This window comes from Promicromonospora vindobonensis (assembly GCF_042685865.1).
Classification (GTDB): Bacteria; Actinomycetota; Actinomycetes; order Actinomycetales; family Cellulomonadaceae; genus Promicromonospora; species Promicromonospora vindobonensis.
The window spans coordinates 373,367-387,955 of record NZ_JBHUOG010000002.1 but is presented as its reverse complement, the minus strand read 5'-3'; the positions used below and the strand labels follow the sequence as shown (position 1 = coordinate 387,955).

Genomic DNA, 14,589 nt, shown 5'->3' with positions numbered 1-14,589 from the left:
ATCCCGCTGTCAGCGGCGGCGCTTCTCCCGCACGCGCACCGAGATCTCGATCGGCGTGCCCTCGAAGCCGAAGGTCTCGCGCAGACGGCGCTCGATGAACCGGCGGTAGCCCGCCTCGATGAACCCGGTGGCGAAGATGACGAACCGCGGCGGCCGGGTCGAGGCCTGCGTCGCGAACAGGATCCGTGACTGCTTGCCGCCGCGCAGCGGGTGCGGGTGCGCTGCCACGAGCTCACCGAGGAACGCGTTGAGCTTGCCGGTGGGGACACGACGGTCCCAGGACGCGAGCGAGCGCTCGATCGCGGGGACCAGACGCTCGCTGTGCCAGCCGGTGCGCGCCGACAGGTTGACCCGCGGCGCCCAGGCGATCTGGACCAGCTCCTTCTCGATCTCACGCTCGAGGAAGGGGCGACGGTCCTCGTCCATGAGGTCCCACTTGTTGTACGCGATGACGAGTGCGCGCCCGGCGTCCACGACCTGCTGGATCACCCGGATGTCCTGCTCGGTCAGCGGGTTCGACGCGTCCACGAGGACCACGCCGATCTCCGCCTTCTCGATCGCGGCGGCGGTGCGCAACGACGCGTAGAAGTCGGCCCCCTTGGTCTGGTGCACCCGACGGCGGATGCCTGCGGTGTCCACGAACCAGTACGGGATGCCGCGCAGCTCGATGAGCTCGTCGACCGGGTCGCGCGTGGTGCCTGCGACCTCGTCGACCACCACCCGCTCGGAGCCGGCGATCTTGTTCAGCAGTGAGGACTTGCCGACGTTCGGCCGCCCGACGAGCGCCACCCGGCGCGGGCCGGCGGGCCGCAGCGCGCCGTGCTCCGACGTGGTGGGCAGCGCCTTGACCGCCGCGTCGAGCAGGTCGCCGGTGCCACGACCGTGCAGGGCGGAGACCGGGTGCGGCTCCCCGAGGCCCAGGGCCCACAGGAACGTGGCGTCCGCCTCGCCCGAGGCGCCGTCCACCTTGTTGGCGCACAGCACCACCGGCTTGCCGGAGCGGCGCAGGAGCTCCACGACCCGCTCGTCGGTGGCGGTGGCGCCCACAGCGGCGTCGACCACGAACACCACGGCGTCGGCGAGGGAGATCGCGACCTCGGCCTGCTCGGCCACCTTGGACTCGATACCGGCGACGTCGACCTCCCAGCCGCCCGTGTCGACGAGCGTGAACCGGCGGCCGGCCCACTCGGCCGGGTACGACACACGGTCGCGCGTCACGCCGGGCTTGTCGGCGACGACGGCCTCGCGACGGCCGAGGATCCGGTTGACCAGGGTCGACTTGCCGACGTTCGGCCGCCCGACGACGGCCAGCACGGGCAGCGCCGCCTCGGCCGCCGCCTGCTCGTCGCTCCACTCGGAGTCGAGCAGCACCTGGTCCGACTCGTCGAGGTCGAACTCCTCGAGGCCGACGCGCAGCGCACGCTCGCGCGCGATGTCGTCCTCGGTCTCGGCGAGGTCGGGTGCCACCGGGTCGGCAGCATCCAGGGCAGCATCATCTCGGGCCGCAGCGTCCAGCGCAGCAGCCTCCGATGCAGAGGAGTCGTGGGTCATGCCCCCATTGTCGCAGGCCTGGCGCGCTCGGGCCGCCTCGTGGCCGTATGACCTGTGTCGCTCCCTGCGGGGGGCGTCACGCGGACGGCGCCACCTCGCGCCCCGTCACCTGCGTGACGACGGCGAGGACGGCGTCGATCGTCTGCTCGAAGTCCAGGTCGCTCGAGTCGACGGTCACCACACCGTCGGCGGCGACGTGGAACTGCGTCACCTTCGCGTCGTCCTGGTCCCTGCGCAGCACCTGGTCCCGCGTGGCGTCAACGGCTTCCGTGTCGGCGGCGCCGTGCACCTCCAGCGACCGGCGGCGCAGGCGCGCCTCCTCCGACGCGGTGAGCAGCACGCGGACGTCGGCGTCGGGCGCCACGACCGTGGTGATGTCGCGGCCCTCCGCCACGATCCCCCGCCCGCCCGAGTGCACCGCCCGCACCGAGCTGGACTCCTGCTCGATGATCTCGCGCTGGAGCCGCTTGAGCTCGGACCGCACCTCGAGGTTGGACGCCACCTTCGACACGGCAGCGGTGACCTCGGTCGAGCGGATCGTCACGGCGATGTCCCTGCCGTCCAGCTCGACGCCGGGCGCGGCCGGGTCGAGGCCCATGACCAGCGGCATCGCGCGTACGGCCGTGGCGACGGAGACGGTGTCGGACAGGTCGGCCGTCTCCATGCTCCACACGGTGGCCGCCCGGTACATGGCGCCCGTGTCCAGGTACGCCAGGCCGAGCCGGGCGGCGACCGCCTTCGACACGCTCGACTTGCCGGAGCCGGACGGCCCGTCAATCGCGACAACAACAGGGCTGGTCACAGTCCCGCTCGCTTTCCGTTGAGTGCTGGGTATTTGCGGTCAGAGTGCGTGACAGGGCGCAAATACCCAGCACTCAGCGGTCGAGGTTACAGGTCCACCGCGTTCATCAGGGTGCCCAGCTCCGTGCGGCCGAGGACCCGAGTGCGGCCGGACTTCAGGTCGCCCAGCGGGATCGGCCCGATCCGGGTGCGCACGAGGCGCGTCACGGGGTGCCCGACGGCGTCGAACATCCGCCGCACGATCCTGTTGCGCCCCTCGTGCAGCACGACCTCCAGCATCGCGAAGCCGTCGATCTGCTGCACCACGTGCACCGCGTCCATCTTGGCGATGCCGTCGTCGAGCTCGATGCCCTTCAGGAGCTCCCGGCCGACGCGCGGGAAGATCTCGCCCTCGACCGTCACCAGGTACGTCTTGGCGATCTTGTACTTGGGGTGGGACAGGCGGTTGGCGAGCTCGCCGTCGTTCGTCAGGAGCAGCAGGCCCTCGCTGTCGGCGTCGAGCCGGCCCACGTGGAAGAGCCGTTCCTCACGGTTCTTGATGAGGTCCGCGACGGTCGGGCGCCCCTTGGGGTCGTCCATCGTCGACACCACGCCCAGCGGCTTGTTCAGCGCGATGGTCACCTTGGCCTGGTCGAGCTGGATCCGCAGGCCGTCCACGTGGATGACGGCGGTGTCGGGGTCGACCCGCACGCCGAGCTCCGTGACGATCTGGCCGTCCACCTCGACGCGCCCGTTGGCGATCATCTCCTCGCTCGCGCGGCGGGAGCCCAGCCCGGCCTGCGCGAGGACCTTCTGCAGCCGCACGCCGCCCTCGACGTGGACGTCGCGGCCCTGTTCGGCGGGCTGCGCCGGCTTGCGGCGTGGTGCGTTGGCCTGGGCGCGGCTCTTGGCCGAGCTACCGCCCCGGAAGTTCCTGCCGCCCTGCTTGCCGGACTGGTCGGGTCGGCGCGGCTGCTGGCCACCACTGGATTCGCGGCGGCTCCCGCCGCGGCGTTCGTTGCTCATGATTCATCTCTCGGTGAGTCGGGTAAGGCGCTGCGGACCTGCCTGCGGGTCCGTGTTCGGGAGCCCGTGCCCGGCCCGGAACCGGACTAGGAGTCCAGCCCGTCGAGCCCGTCGATCATGTCGAGATCCGGCAGGTGCGGCGCCAGCGGAGGCAGCTCGTCGAGCGACGAGAAGTCCATCCGCTCCAAGAAGTATCCCGTGGTTCCGAACAGAACCGCACCCGAGCTCGGATCCTGCCCGATCTCGGCGATCAGACCGCGGGTCAGCAGGGTCCGCACGACGCCGTCGACGTTCACCCCGCGCACCGCGCTGACCTGGCCACGCGTCACCGGCTGGCGGTAGGCCACCACGGCGAGGGTCTCCAGTGCGGCCTGGCTGAGCTTCGACGACTGCCCGTCCAGCACGAAGCGCCCCACCGGGTCCGCGTGCGCCGCCGACGAGTAGATGCGCCACCCGTCGACCGTCCGGCGCAGCTCGAACCCACGCGGCCGGGAACCGAGGTGGCCGGCGTACTCGTCGGACAGCTCGTGCAGGATGTCGTCGGTCTCGTCCTGGGTGAGGTTCAGGGACGCGGCGATGCGGTCCGCACCGATCGGGGCGTCGGCCACCATGAGCACCGCCTCGACCGCCGCGTGCGCACCACCGGGGAGCGTGTGCACGTCGACGAGGGCCGGCTCGTCCTGCCTCGAACCCACGGCCGGGGCGGCCACCTGCAGGGCCTCGGGGGCCTGTTCTTCGACGGTCATGCTGTCGCCTCCGTTCCGGGCTCCGCGGTCTCTGCTTGCTCCTGTGGGCCGGCTTGCTCCTGCACCGGGCCGTCGCCCGCCTCCTCGCCGTGCGCCCCGGGCGGCGGCACGAGGTCGCCCTCGTCGAACTCGCTGGGTCCGGCCTGCGGATCGAGGTACTTCCCGCCGTCGTCCGGCCCGGCGGTCCACCGCACCGTCAGCTCGCCCAGGGGGCTGACCTGCTCGAAGCTGACCAGGGAGTCACGGAACAGCTCGAGGAGCGCCAGGAACCGGGCCACGGTCACGAGGCGCTCGGACCCGGCCGTCAGCGACCGGAACGTCACGGACTGCTCCACCCGCAGGCGCCGCACGATGACGCCCGCCTCCTCGCGCACGCTCACCGCGGAGCCGTGCAGGTGGGCCAGGCCCACCACGGGCGGCAGCTTGGGGGCCAGCACCCGGGCGGCCAGCTCGGCGAGCCGCTCCCCCGACGTGTCCCAGACCAGCTCCGGCAGGATCGCCGCGAGGTGCGGCTCGAGCGGTGTCAGACGCGGCACGCGGCGTCCGGCCGATGCCAGCTGCTCCGCGATGACCTTCGAGACCTCCTTGTACGCCCGGTACTGCAGGAGCCGGGCGAACAGCAGGTCGCGGGCCTCGAGCAGCTCGAGGTCCTCCGCGTCCTCGTCGACGACGCCGGGCAGCAGCCGGGCGGCCTTGAGGTCGAGCAGCGTCGCCGCGATCACAAGGAACTCGCTGGCCACCCCGAGGTCCCAGGAGGCGTGCTCCTCGCCGCGGGCGGCGGCCTGGCGGGAGGCCCGCTCCGCCTCGCGGATGTGCGCGACGAACTCGTCGGTCACCACGGCCAGCGCCACCTCGGTGACGTCCATCTTGTGCTTCGCGATGAGCGAGAGCAGCAGGTCGAACGGCCCCTCGAAGTTGTGCAGGTGGACCTGGAAGGTACGAGAGCTCCGCCGCTCCTCGACGGGCGGACCGTCGGGACCGAGCAGCGCCGGCGCCGCCTCCAGGACCTCGGGCTCTACCGTCTGCTGCCCGACGCCGCGGTTCCGCTCCGCCGCCTCCGCCTCAGGCAGCATCGCCACGGGCCACGAGCTCCCGGGCGAGCTGACGGTACGCGGCGGCGCCCGGGTGTCCCGGCGCGTACGCCGTGATCGGCTCCGCTGCGACCGTGGCGTCGGGGAACTTCACCGTGCGCCCGATGATCGAGTGCAGGAGCGTGTCGCCAAAGGCCTCGTGCACCCGGGCCACGACCTCCCGGGAGTGGAGCGTGCGCGAGTCGTACATGGTGGGGAGGATACCGTCGATCTCCAGGGCCGGGTTGAGCCGGTCCCGGACCTTCTCGATGGTCTCCACCAGCAGCGCGACGCCACGCAGCGCGAAGAACTCGCACTCCAGCGGGATCAGGACACCGTGCGCGGCGGTCAGGGCGTTCACGGTGAGCAGCCCGAGGCTCGGCTGGCAGTCGATGAGGATCACGTCGTAGTCGTCCATCACCGGACGCAGGGCGCGGGCCAGCACGGACTCGCGGGCCACCTCGCCGACGAGCTGCACCTCCGCCGCCGACAGGTCGATGTTCGCGGGCAGCACGTCGAGGTTCTCGATACCGGACGGCATGAGGACGTCGTGGATGTCGACGTTCCGCTCCATGAGCAGGTTGTAGATGGTGAGGTCGAGCTCGTGCGGGTTGACCCCGATGCCGACCGACGCCGCACCCTGCGGATCGAAGTCCACCAGGAGCACCTTGCGGCCGTACTCCGCCAGACAGGCGCCGAGGTTGATCGTGGTGGTGGTCTTGCCGACCCCGCCCTTCTGGTTGCACATCGCGATGATGCGCGCCGGGCCGTGGCTCGTCAGCGGCGCCGGCTCCGGCAGCTCCGGCATGACGCGCCCGACGACGTCGCGCACGATCTCCGAGTCCGTGGGTGCGCCGACAACCGTCTTGCCGAGAAGCATGTCGGTCATCGTGTTCGCTCCCTCCTGGCTGGGTGCCTCGCTCACGACCGCCACGCTATACCAGGGTGTGGGCGCCACCGGGGTCGCGGCCTCGGCGTGGCGTCCTTCGGCTGCCCGGGCCAGGCACCCGTCGGCGAGCCCGCGACCGCCGTCACCGCGCTCGTGGGTGGGCTGCCGCGTAGACCTCGCGCAGCGCGTCCGGGGTGACCATCGTGTAGATCTGCGTCGTCGTGACCGACGCGTGGCCCAGGAGCTCCTGGACCACGCGTACGTCCGCCCCGCCGGACAGGAGGTGGGTGGCGAACGAGTGCCGCAGGGTGTGCGGTGAGACGTGCTCCTTGAGCCCCGCGCGCGCGGCGGCGGACTGCAGGGCGGCCCAGGCGGTCTGCCGGGACATGCGCGCGCCCCGCGTGTTGAGGAACAGCGCGGGCGTGCCGCGGCCCGACGCGGCCAGCGCAGGGCGCGCCCGGACCAGGTAGGCCTCGAGCGCGTCGCGCGCGAACGAGCCGACCGGCACCGCCCGCTCCCTCGAGCCCTTGCCGAACAGGCGCACGGCCGTGCTGTCGCTCACGCCGTCGACGTCCAGCCCCACGATCTCGGAGATCCGCGCACCGGTGGCGTACAGCAGCTCGAGCAGGGCCCGGTCGCGCAGCGGCAGCGGACCCTCGCCCGCCCCTGCGGCGTCCAGCAGGGCCGTGACGTCGTCGACGGACAGCGCGTGCGGCAGGCGCCGCAGCTGCGTCGGCGCCCGCACCTCCGCGGACGGGTCGTCCACGGCGAGCCCCTCGGCCTGGGCGAACCGGTGCCAGCCCCGCACCGCGGCCAGGGCACGCGCGGTGGACGACGGCGACAGCGGGCGGCCGCCGTCGTCCCCTTGGCGCACCGCCTCGACGAAGCCCGTGACGTCGGACTCCGTGACCCCGGACAGGCCGGGCCGGCCGGCGGCCGCGAGGTACCCCACGTACCGCACGAGGTCGCGGCGGTACGCGGCGACGGTGTTGGCCGAGAGCCCGCGTTCCACGCTCAGGTGCGCGAGGTAGTCGCGCAGGGCGGAGTCGAGCCGGGCGTCCGGGAGCGGGGCGGGCTGGGTCGGGCGAAGCGACTGCAGGTGGGCGGGGGCAGTGGACACCGCCCCATCATGCCGAGCGTGACCCGCCCGGGCGGGCGGGCCACGCCGGGTGACCGCTACGCGTGGTAGATCACCCCGCAGGACGGGCTCAGGAGGGGTTGATACCTCCTGAACCGGAGGTGCAGTGCAGGGTGAGAGCCGAGGAACGAGGCGCTCGCCCGGAGCGGAACCGCAGGCTCAGGAGGGGTTGATACCGAACAGCTCCGCGCGCGAGCGGATCACCTGCGCGCGGGCGAGGCGCGGCTTGTCGCTGCCGTCGCGGATGACGGAGCCCGCCGCCTCGAACTCGGCGAAGAAGTCGACGGCCCAGGCCACGTCGGACGACGTCGGGGCGAACGACTCGTTGATGACCGCCGACTGCTCGAAGTCCAGGCAGAGCTTGCCGGTCATGCCGAGGTTGACGGCGTCGGCGGACTGCTCACGCAGCAGGGCGTGCGACGAGGCGACCGTCGGGCCGTCGACCGGACCGGGCAGGCCCCCGATGCGGCTGGCGACGACGAGCCGCGTGCGCGGGTACGCCATCGCCATGGGCTCGTTCGCGGCGCCGGTGTCGCGACGGTAGTCGCCGGACCCGAACGCGAGGCGGAACGCACCGCGCGCCCTGGCGATGTTGACGGCCTCCTCGATACCGAGGGCCGACTCGACGAGCGGGATCACTGGCACGTCGCCGCCGAGCCGCTGTGCGGTGTCGATGACGTCGTCGGCGCTCTCCGTCTTGGCGAGCATGACCCCGTTGAGGCCCTTGAGCCCGCGCAGGTGGGCGACGTCGTCGGCCCACGAGGGCGCCTGGCGGTCGTTGATCCGGACCCAGGCGCAGCCGCCGTTCTTGATCCACCGGATGACGTTCTCGCGCGCCTCGTCCTTCAACGAGTCGTCGATGGCGTCCTCGCAGTCGAGGATCACCTGGTCCGCACGAGAGAGCTGCGCCTTGTCGAAGAGCTCGCTCCGCATCGCGGACAGCAGGAGCCAGGCACGCGCGTAGTCGGGAGCCACGCGTGACTTCTCGCGGGCCGCCCGGCGCGGGGCCAGGTCACTCTCCTGGACGACGGCGGACGCCGTCGGCAGGCCTGCCGCGTAGCGCCCGGACTGGTCGGCGGGTTCGGTGGTTCGGTCGGCTGGGGTCTCGGTCACGGCCTCAGCCTAGGCCGGGACCTCGGCACCGGCCGAATCATGACCGCGCGGTGACCAGGGTCAGAACCGCGCGGGTCAGAACGGCAGGAAGACGTCCACGGCCACCGCGACGAAGAGCAGCGACAGGTACGTGATCGACGCGTGGAACACCTTCATCGCGCCCAGCTTGCCCTTGGCGCTGCCCTGCGCCCGGCGCAGCATGGCGATCGTGGACCAGAGGAACCACGCGCCAAGAGCTGCGGCCACCGCCGTGTACACCCACGACATGCCGGCGAGGGGCGTCAGGAGGAGCGAGCAGGCGATCATGGCGAGCGTGTAGCCGACCATCTCGGCGGCCACGCGCTTGTCGTCGCTGACCACCGGCAGCATCGGGACCTTCGCGTTGGCGTAGTCCTGCTTGAACTTGATCGACAGCGGCCAGTAGTGCGGGGGCGTCCAGAAGAAGATGACGCCGAACAGCGCGACCGCCGCCCAGCTCAGCTCGCCCGTCACCGACGCCCAGCCGATGAACACCGGTATGCAGCCCGCGATGCCGCCCCACACGATGTTCTGCGGGGTGCGGCGCTTGAGGATCATCGTGTAGCCGACGACGTAGATGGCGATGGCGGCCAGCGCGAGCCACATGGTCGCCCAGTTGACGACCAGCGCGAACCACGCCAGCGACAGCAGGCCCAGGATCGAGGCGAACACCAGGCCGGCGGCCGGGGTGATCTCCCCTGTCGCCATCGGACGCTTCTTGGTCCGGTTCATCACCTGGTCGATGTCGCGGTCCCACCACATGTTGAACGCGTTCGCGCTGCCTGCGGCGCCCGCCCCGCCGATGAGGGTGGCGACGATCAGCCAGAAGCCCGGCAGGCCGTCGGCCGCGAGGATCATGGTGGGCACGGTCGTCACGAGCAGCAGCTCGATCACGCGGGGCTTGGTCAGCGCGACGTAGGCGCCGGCCCGACGCAGGAACCAGCCACCGGGGCGCTGGCCGTCGTCAGCGACGGCCGCCTGGGGGCTGGACTTCTGGGGACGCGCGGTCTGGCCGGTCGTCGTGTGGCTCGTTCTCACGCGCGTCGCAGTTCCGTTCGGGAGAGTCCTGAGGTCAGAATCGCACCTGGTAGGTCCTCATACCGGTCAGGCGCGTGCTCATCGTACGTCCCGGCACGACGCGGTCGCACACCGCATTCCCACGACCAGGTGTGAGATTTGTCCTGAGCGCGCCGGTCGTACACAGCGTGGACAGCCCTGCGCGACGGATGATGCGCGCGTATAGGGTTGTTGACGCCATCGAACGAAGGGCGGCAGGCATCCCGCCGCCGCCGCACGCACGCTGCGCGGCTCTCCGGCCCGTCCGCTCCCCGGGCAGGGCGGGAGTCGACGGCGGAGAGAAAGAGGACTCGTGAACGCTTTCGACCCCGTGCTGAAGCCCCTGGAGTGGTCGGAGCTCGACGAGCGAGCGGTCAAGGCCATCAAGGCACTGGCTGCGGACGCCGTCGAGAAGGTGGGCAACGGACATCCCGGAACCGCGATCTCGCTCGCGCCGGCCGCGTACCTCCTCTTCCAGAAGGCGATGCGCCACGACCCGTCGGACCCCGAGTGGCTGGGCCGCGACCGGTTCGTGCTGAGCGCAGGCCACTCGTCGCTGACCATCTACCTGCAGCTCTTCCTCGCCGGCTACGGCCTCGAGATGGACGACATCGCCGCACTGCGGACCTGGGGCTCCAAGACCCCCGGGCACCCGGAGTACCGCCACACCACCGGCGTCGAGATCACGACCGGCCCGCTCGGCCAGGGCCTCGCCTCCGCCGTCGGCATGGCGATGGCCTCCCGCCGCGAGCGCGGCATGCTCGACCCCGCCGCCGCCCCGGGCGAGTCGCCGTTCGACCACCACGTGTACGTGATCGCGTCCGACGGTGACCTGCAGGAGGGCGTGACCTCCGAGGCCTCGTCCCTCGCGGGCCACCAGCAGCTCGGCAACCTGATCCTGATCTGGGACGACAACAAGATCTCGATCGAGGACGACACCAACATCGCGTTCACCGAGGACGTGCTGAAGCGCTACGAGGCCTACGGCTGGCACACCCAGCGCGTGGACTGGACCTCGGGTGGCGACGGCTACGCGGAGGACACCGACACGCTGGCCGCGGCGCTCGACGCCGCGAAGGCCGAGACCGGCAAGCCGTCGATCATCGCGCTGCGCACGATCATCGGCTGGCCGGCACCCACCAAGCAGAACACGGGTGGCATCCACGGCTCGGCCATGGGCACGGACGAGGTCAAGGGCCTCAAGTCCGCGCTGGGCCTCGACCCCGAGGCGTCGTTCGCCATCGACCCGGAGGTGCTGTCCTACACGCGCTCCGTCGCGGAGCGCCAGGGCGCCCAGCGTCAGGCCTGGGAGTCCGCCTTCACCGCCTGGTCCGAGCAGAACCCCCAGAACGCCGCGCTGCTCGCGCGCCTGCGTGCCCACGAGCTGCCTGACGGCTGGACCGGCTCCCTGCCGGAGTTCGAGGCCAGCGAGAAGGGCGTGGCGACGCGGGCGGCGTCGGGCAAGGTGCTGAGCGCCCTCGCGGACGTGCTGCCCGAGCTCTGGGGCGGCTCGGCCGACCTGGCCGGCTCCAACAACACGACGATGGACGGCGTGCCGTCCTTCGTGCCGACCGAGCACGCGACCAAGAAGTTCCCCGGCGACCCCTACGGCCGCACGCTGCACTTCGGCATCCGCGAGCACGGTATGGGCTCGATCCTCAACGGGATCGTGCTGCACGGCCTGACCCGGCCCTACGGCGGGACGTTCCTGCAGTTCGCCGACTACATGCGCGCCTCGGTCCGCCTGGCGTCGCTGATGGGCATCCCCACGACGTTCGTCTGGACGCACGACTCGATCGGCCTCGGCGAGGACGGCCCGACCCACCAGCCGGTGGAGCACCTCGCGTCGCTGCGGGCCATCCCGAACCTCGACGTCGTGCGCCCCGCGGACGCGAACGAGACCGCATGGGCATGGCGCGGCATCCTCGAGAACCGCGACAACCCGGCCGGCCTCGTGCTGACCCGCCAGAACGTGCCCACCTACCCGCGCGGCACCGACGGCTTCGGCGCCGCCGAGGGCACCCTCAAGGGCGGCTACACCCTCCTGGACACCGAGGGCACGCCCGACGTCGTCCTCGTGGGCACCGGCTCGGAGGTGCAGCTCGCCGTCGAGGCGCGCAAGATCCTCGCCGCCGACGGCGTGCAGGCCCGCGTGGTCTCCATGCCCTCGCGCGAGTGGTTCGACAAGCAGGACGACGCCTACCGCGAGTCGGTCATCCCGTCCGGCGTGAAGGCACGCGTCTCGGTCGAGGCGGGCGTCGCGCAGGGCTGGCGCGAGGTGGTCGGCGACGCCGGCCGCATCGTCTCGCTCGAGCACTACGGCGCGTCGGCGGACTACAAGACGCTCTACGCCGAGTACGGCATCACGGCCGAGGCTGTCGCCCAGGCCGCCAAGGAGTCGATCGAGGCGGCGTCCTGAGCCGTTGAAGAAGCACACGGACACGAGAGGAAGGGCATGATGACCGACAGCACGAACGTCAGCACAGGCGAGAACGTCAGTCCCACCCAGCGGCTGTCCGAGGCGGGTGTCGCTATCTGGCTGGACGACCTGTCCCGTGAGCGCCTGCGTACCGGCAACCTCGCCGAGCTCATCAGCACGAAGAACGTCGTCGGGGTCACGACGAACCCGACGATCTTCGCCGCTGCCCTCGCACAGGGCGACGCGTACGACAGCACGCTGGCCGAGCTGGCCGGGCCGCCGAACGGCGGCGACGTCGAGGCTGCGGTGGAGCGCATCACCACCGACGACGTCCGCGACGCCGCCGACCTGCTGCGCCCCGTCTACGACGCCACGTCCGCCGTGGACGGCCGCGTGTCCATCGAGGTAGACCCGCGCCTGGCCCGCGACACGGCGGCCACGAAGGCCACGGCCGTCCGGCTCTGGGAGACCGTCGACCGGCCGAACGTGATGATCAAGATCCCCGCCACCGTCGAGGGTCTGCCCGCGATCACGTCCACGCTGGCCAAGGGCATCAGCGTGAACGTGACGCTGATCTTCTCGCTCGCGCGCTACCGGGAGGTGATGGACGCCTTCCTGGCCGGCCTGGAGCAGGCCAAGGCGGCAGGCCACGACCTGTCCGTGATCGGCTCGGTGGCGTCGTTCTTCGTGTCCCGCGTGGACGCGGAGGTCGACAAGCGACTGAAGGCCGTCGGCACGGAGGAGGCGCTCGCGCTGCGTGGCCAGGCTGCCATCGCGAACGCCCGGCTGGCCTACGCGGCCTACGAAGAGGTCTTCGCCTCCGAGCGCTGGGCGGCTCTCAAGGCCGCCGGCGCGCAGCCGCAGCGCCCGCTGTGGGCGTCGACCGGCGTGAAGGACCCCAGCTACCGCGACACGATGTACGTGGACGAGCTCGTGGTGGCCGGCGTGGTCAACACGATGCCGGAGAAGACGCTCGACGCGTTCGCCGACCACGGCATCGTGCTCGCCGACACCGTCACCGGTTCGGGCGAGCAGGCCGCCGCGGTCATCGAGGCCGTCGAGGCGCAGGGCATCTCCATGGACGAGGTAACGGCGCAGCTGGAGGACGAGGGCGTGACGAAGTTCGAGGTGAGCTGGGACGAGCTCCTGACCACCACCAAGACCGGGCTCGACGGCGCCGGAGCAGCAGGGGCCGGCGCCCGGTGAGGCCGGCCAAGATCGCGCAGGGGGTCAACCCCCTGCGCGACCCACTCGACCTCCGCCTGCCGCGGATCGCGGGGCCGAGCGGCCTGGTGATCTTCGGTGTGACGGGTGACCTGTCGCGCAAGAAGCTCATGCCGGCGGTCTACGACCTCGCCAACCGTGGCCTGCTCCCGCCGGGCTTCGCCCTGACGGGCTTCGCCCGGCGTGAGTGGGAGGACCAGGACTTCGCGCAGGTGGTGCACGACGCCGTGAAGGAGTACGCGCGTACCCCCTTCCGGGAGGCGACGTGGCGCCAGCTCGCCGAGGGCATCCGGTTCGTCCAGGGCTCGTTCGACGACGACGACGCGTTCGAGCGCCTCCGCGAGACCGTCGAGACGCTCGACAAGGAGCGCGGCACGGGCGGCAACCACGCGTTCTACCTGTCGGTCCCGCCGTCGGCGTTCCCCGTGGTGTGCGAGCAGCTCTCCAGGCACGGGCTGTCCCGTCCCGACGACGACGCGGACGGCGACGGCGTGGACGCGTGGCGCCGGGTGGTCATCGAGAAGCCGTTCGGGCACGACCTCGCCAGCGCCAAGGAGCTCGACGCAGTGGTGTCGAAGGTCTTCGAGCCGGAGTCGGTCTTCCGGATCGACCACTACCTGGGCAAGGAGACCGTCCAGAACCTGCTGGCGCTGCGCTTCGCGAACACGATGTTCGAGCCCATCTGGAACTCGAACTACGTGGACCACGTGCAGATCACGATGGCCGAGGACATCGGCATCGGCGGTCGCGCCGGGTACTACGACGGGATCGGCGCCGCGCGCGACGTCATCCAGAACCACCTGATCCAGCTCCTTGCGCTGGTGGCGATGGAGGAGCCCGTCAACTTCGACGCCGCCGAGCTGCGGGCCGAGAAGATCAAGGTGCTCTCGTCGGTCCGCCTGCCGGACGACCTCGGCAAGCACACGGCACGCGGGCAGTACGAGGCCGGCTGGCAGGGTGGCGCCGAGGTGCCCGGTTTCCTCGACGAGGACGGCATCGCGAAGGACTCCGCCACGGAGACGTTCGCAGCGGTCCGGGTCGACGTCGACAACCGTCGCTGGGCCGGCGTGCCGTTCTACCTGCGCCACGGCAAGCGCCTTGGCCGCCGCGTCACCGAGGTGGCCGTGGTGTTCAAGAAGGCACCGCACCTGCCGTTCGAGTCGTCGCTGACGTCGGAGCTCGGCAACAACGCCCTGGTCATCCGCGTGCAGCCCGACGAGGGCGTCACCATGCGGTTCGGCGCCAAGGTGCCTGGCACCGCCATGCAGGTGCGCGACGTGACCATGGACTTCGGGTACGGGCACTCGTTCACCGAGTCGTCCCCCGAGGCCTACGAGCGGCTCATCCTCGACGTGCTGCTCGGTGACCCGCCGCTGTTCCCGACGCGCGAGGAGGTCGAGCTCTCCTGGAAGATCCTCGACCCGATCACGTCGTACTGGGCGCGCAAGGGCAAGCCAGAGCCGTATGCGTCGGGTACGTGGGGTCCGCCGTCGGCCGACGCCATGATGGAGCGCGACGGCAGGACCTGGAGGCGGCCGTGATGACACCGCCTGCCGACA

Annotated in this window: 12 protein-coding genes; 3 read left to right on the top strand and 9 right to left on the bottom strand. The window is 71.4% G+C overall.

All coding sequences use genetic code 11. The features are described from left to right. Positions 1-9: 9 nt before the first annotated feature. The 9 genes from der to ACFS27_RS14940 all read right to left on the bottom strand — a co-directional run bounded on the left by der (position 10) and on the right by ACFS27_RS14940 (position 9,369). On the bottom strand, positions 10-1,551 hold the full coding sequence (der, locus tag ACFS27_RS14980) for a ribosome biogenesis GTPase Der (protein ID WP_377184348.1): 1,542 nt from the start codon (positions 1,549-1,551) through the stop codon (positions 10-12). A 76-nt stretch (positions 1,552-1,627) separates the two neighbouring features. Then, the gene (cmk, locus tag ACFS27_RS14975) at positions 1,628-2,353 is read right to left on the bottom strand and encodes a (d)CMP kinase (RefSeq protein ID WP_377184346.1); all 726 of its coding nucleotides are present in this window, start codon (positions 2,351-2,353) and stop codon (positions 1,628-1,630) included. Between the two features lie 86 nt (positions 2,354-2,439). Then, entirely contained in the window at positions 2,440-3,357 is a 918-nt protein-coding gene (locus tag ACFS27_RS14970; RefSeq protein WP_377184344.1) for a pseudouridine synthase, read from the bottom strand. Positions 3,358-3,443: 86 nt separating this feature from the next. Then, positions 3,444-4,103, bottom strand: a complete 660-nt coding sequence (gene scpB / locus ACFS27_RS14965; protein ID WP_377184342.1) for an SMC-Scp complex subunit ScpB — start codon at positions 4,101-4,103, stop codon at positions 3,444-3,446. After that, positions 4,100-5,182 carry a segregation and condensation protein A gene (locus ACFS27_RS14960; protein ID WP_377184340.1) on the bottom strand — a complete coding sequence of 361 codons (1,083 nt, stop codon included), beginning with the start codon at positions 5,180-5,182 and terminating at the stop codon, positions 4,100-4,102. Before ACFS27_RS14960 ends, scpB begins: the two co-directional genes overlap by 4 nt. Beyond that, positions 5,166-6,053 (bottom strand): ParA family protein, encoded by an 888-nt coding sequence (locus ACFS27_RS14955; RefSeq protein ID WP_377191051.1) that lies wholly within the window; start codon positions 6,051-6,053, stop codon positions 5,166-5,168. Before ACFS27_RS14955 ends, ACFS27_RS14960 begins: the two co-directional genes overlap by 17 nt. 151 nt (positions 6,054-6,204) lie before the next feature. Continuing rightward, positions 6,205-7,161, bottom strand: a complete 957-nt coding sequence (gene xerD / locus ACFS27_RS14950) for a site-specific tyrosine recombinase XerD (protein ID WP_377191049.1) — start codon at positions 7,159-7,161, stop codon at positions 6,205-6,207. A gap of 198 nt (positions 7,162-7,359) precedes the next feature. Beyond that, on the bottom strand, positions 7,360-8,211 hold the full coding sequence (locus tag ACFS27_RS14945) for an HpcH/HpaI aldolase/citrate lyase family protein (protein WP_377191047.1): 852 nt from the start codon (positions 8,209-8,211) through the stop codon (positions 7,360-7,362). Positions 8,212-8,388: 177 nt separating this feature from the next. Continuing rightward, positions 8,389-9,369 (bottom strand): heme o synthase, encoded by a 981-nt coding sequence (locus ACFS27_RS14940; protein ID WP_377184338.1) that lies wholly within the window; start codon positions 9,367-9,369, stop codon positions 8,389-8,391. Between the two features lie 331 nt (positions 9,370-9,700). On the opposite strand from ACFS27_RS14940, the gene tkt reads away from it, so the two are divergent. Genes tkt through zwf form a run of 3 tightly spaced genes read left to right on the top strand, consistent with a single transcriptional unit; the run spans position 9,701 to position 14,571 of the window. Continuing rightward, positions 9,701-11,806, top strand: a complete 2,106-nt coding sequence (gene tkt, locus ACFS27_RS14935; RefSeq protein WP_377184336.1) for a transketolase — start codon at positions 9,701-9,703, stop codon at positions 11,804-11,806. Positions 11,807-11,845: 39 nt separating this feature from the next. Further along, entirely contained in the window at positions 11,846-13,012 is a 1,167-nt protein-coding gene (gene tal, locus ACFS27_RS14930) for a transaldolase (protein WP_377184334.1), read from the top strand. Then, positions 13,009-14,571 carry a glucose-6-phosphate dehydrogenase gene (gene zwf, locus ACFS27_RS14925; RefSeq protein ID WP_377184332.1) on the top strand — a complete coding sequence of 521 codons (1,563 nt, stop codon included), beginning with the start codon at positions 13,009-13,011 and terminating at the stop codon, positions 14,569-14,571. Before tal ends, zwf begins: the two co-directional genes overlap by 4 nt. Positions 14,572-14,589: the final 18 nt, after the last annotated feature.

Bases quoted from the DNA above. Each gene is read 5' to 3' on its own strand.
- scpB (WP_377184342.1), bottom strand. From the start codon at position 4,103: ATGACCGTCGAAGAACAGGCCCCCGAGGCCCTGCAGGTGGCCGCCCCG.
- ACFS27_RS14970 (WP_377184344.1), bottom strand. From the start codon at position 3,357: ATGAGCAACGAACGCCGCGGCGGGAGCCGCCGCGAATCCAGTGGTGGC.
- der (WP_377184348.1), bottom strand. From the start codon at position 1,551: ATGACCCACGACTCCTCTGCATCGGAGGCTGCTGCGCTGGACGCTGCG.
- tal (WP_377184334.1), top strand. From the start codon at position 11,846: ATGACCGACAGCACGAACGTCAGCACAGGCGAGAACGTCAGTCCCACC.
- ACFS27_RS14955 (WP_377191051.1), bottom strand. From the start codon at position 6,053: ATGCTTCTCGGCAAGACGGTTGTCGGCGCACCCACGGACTCGGAGATC.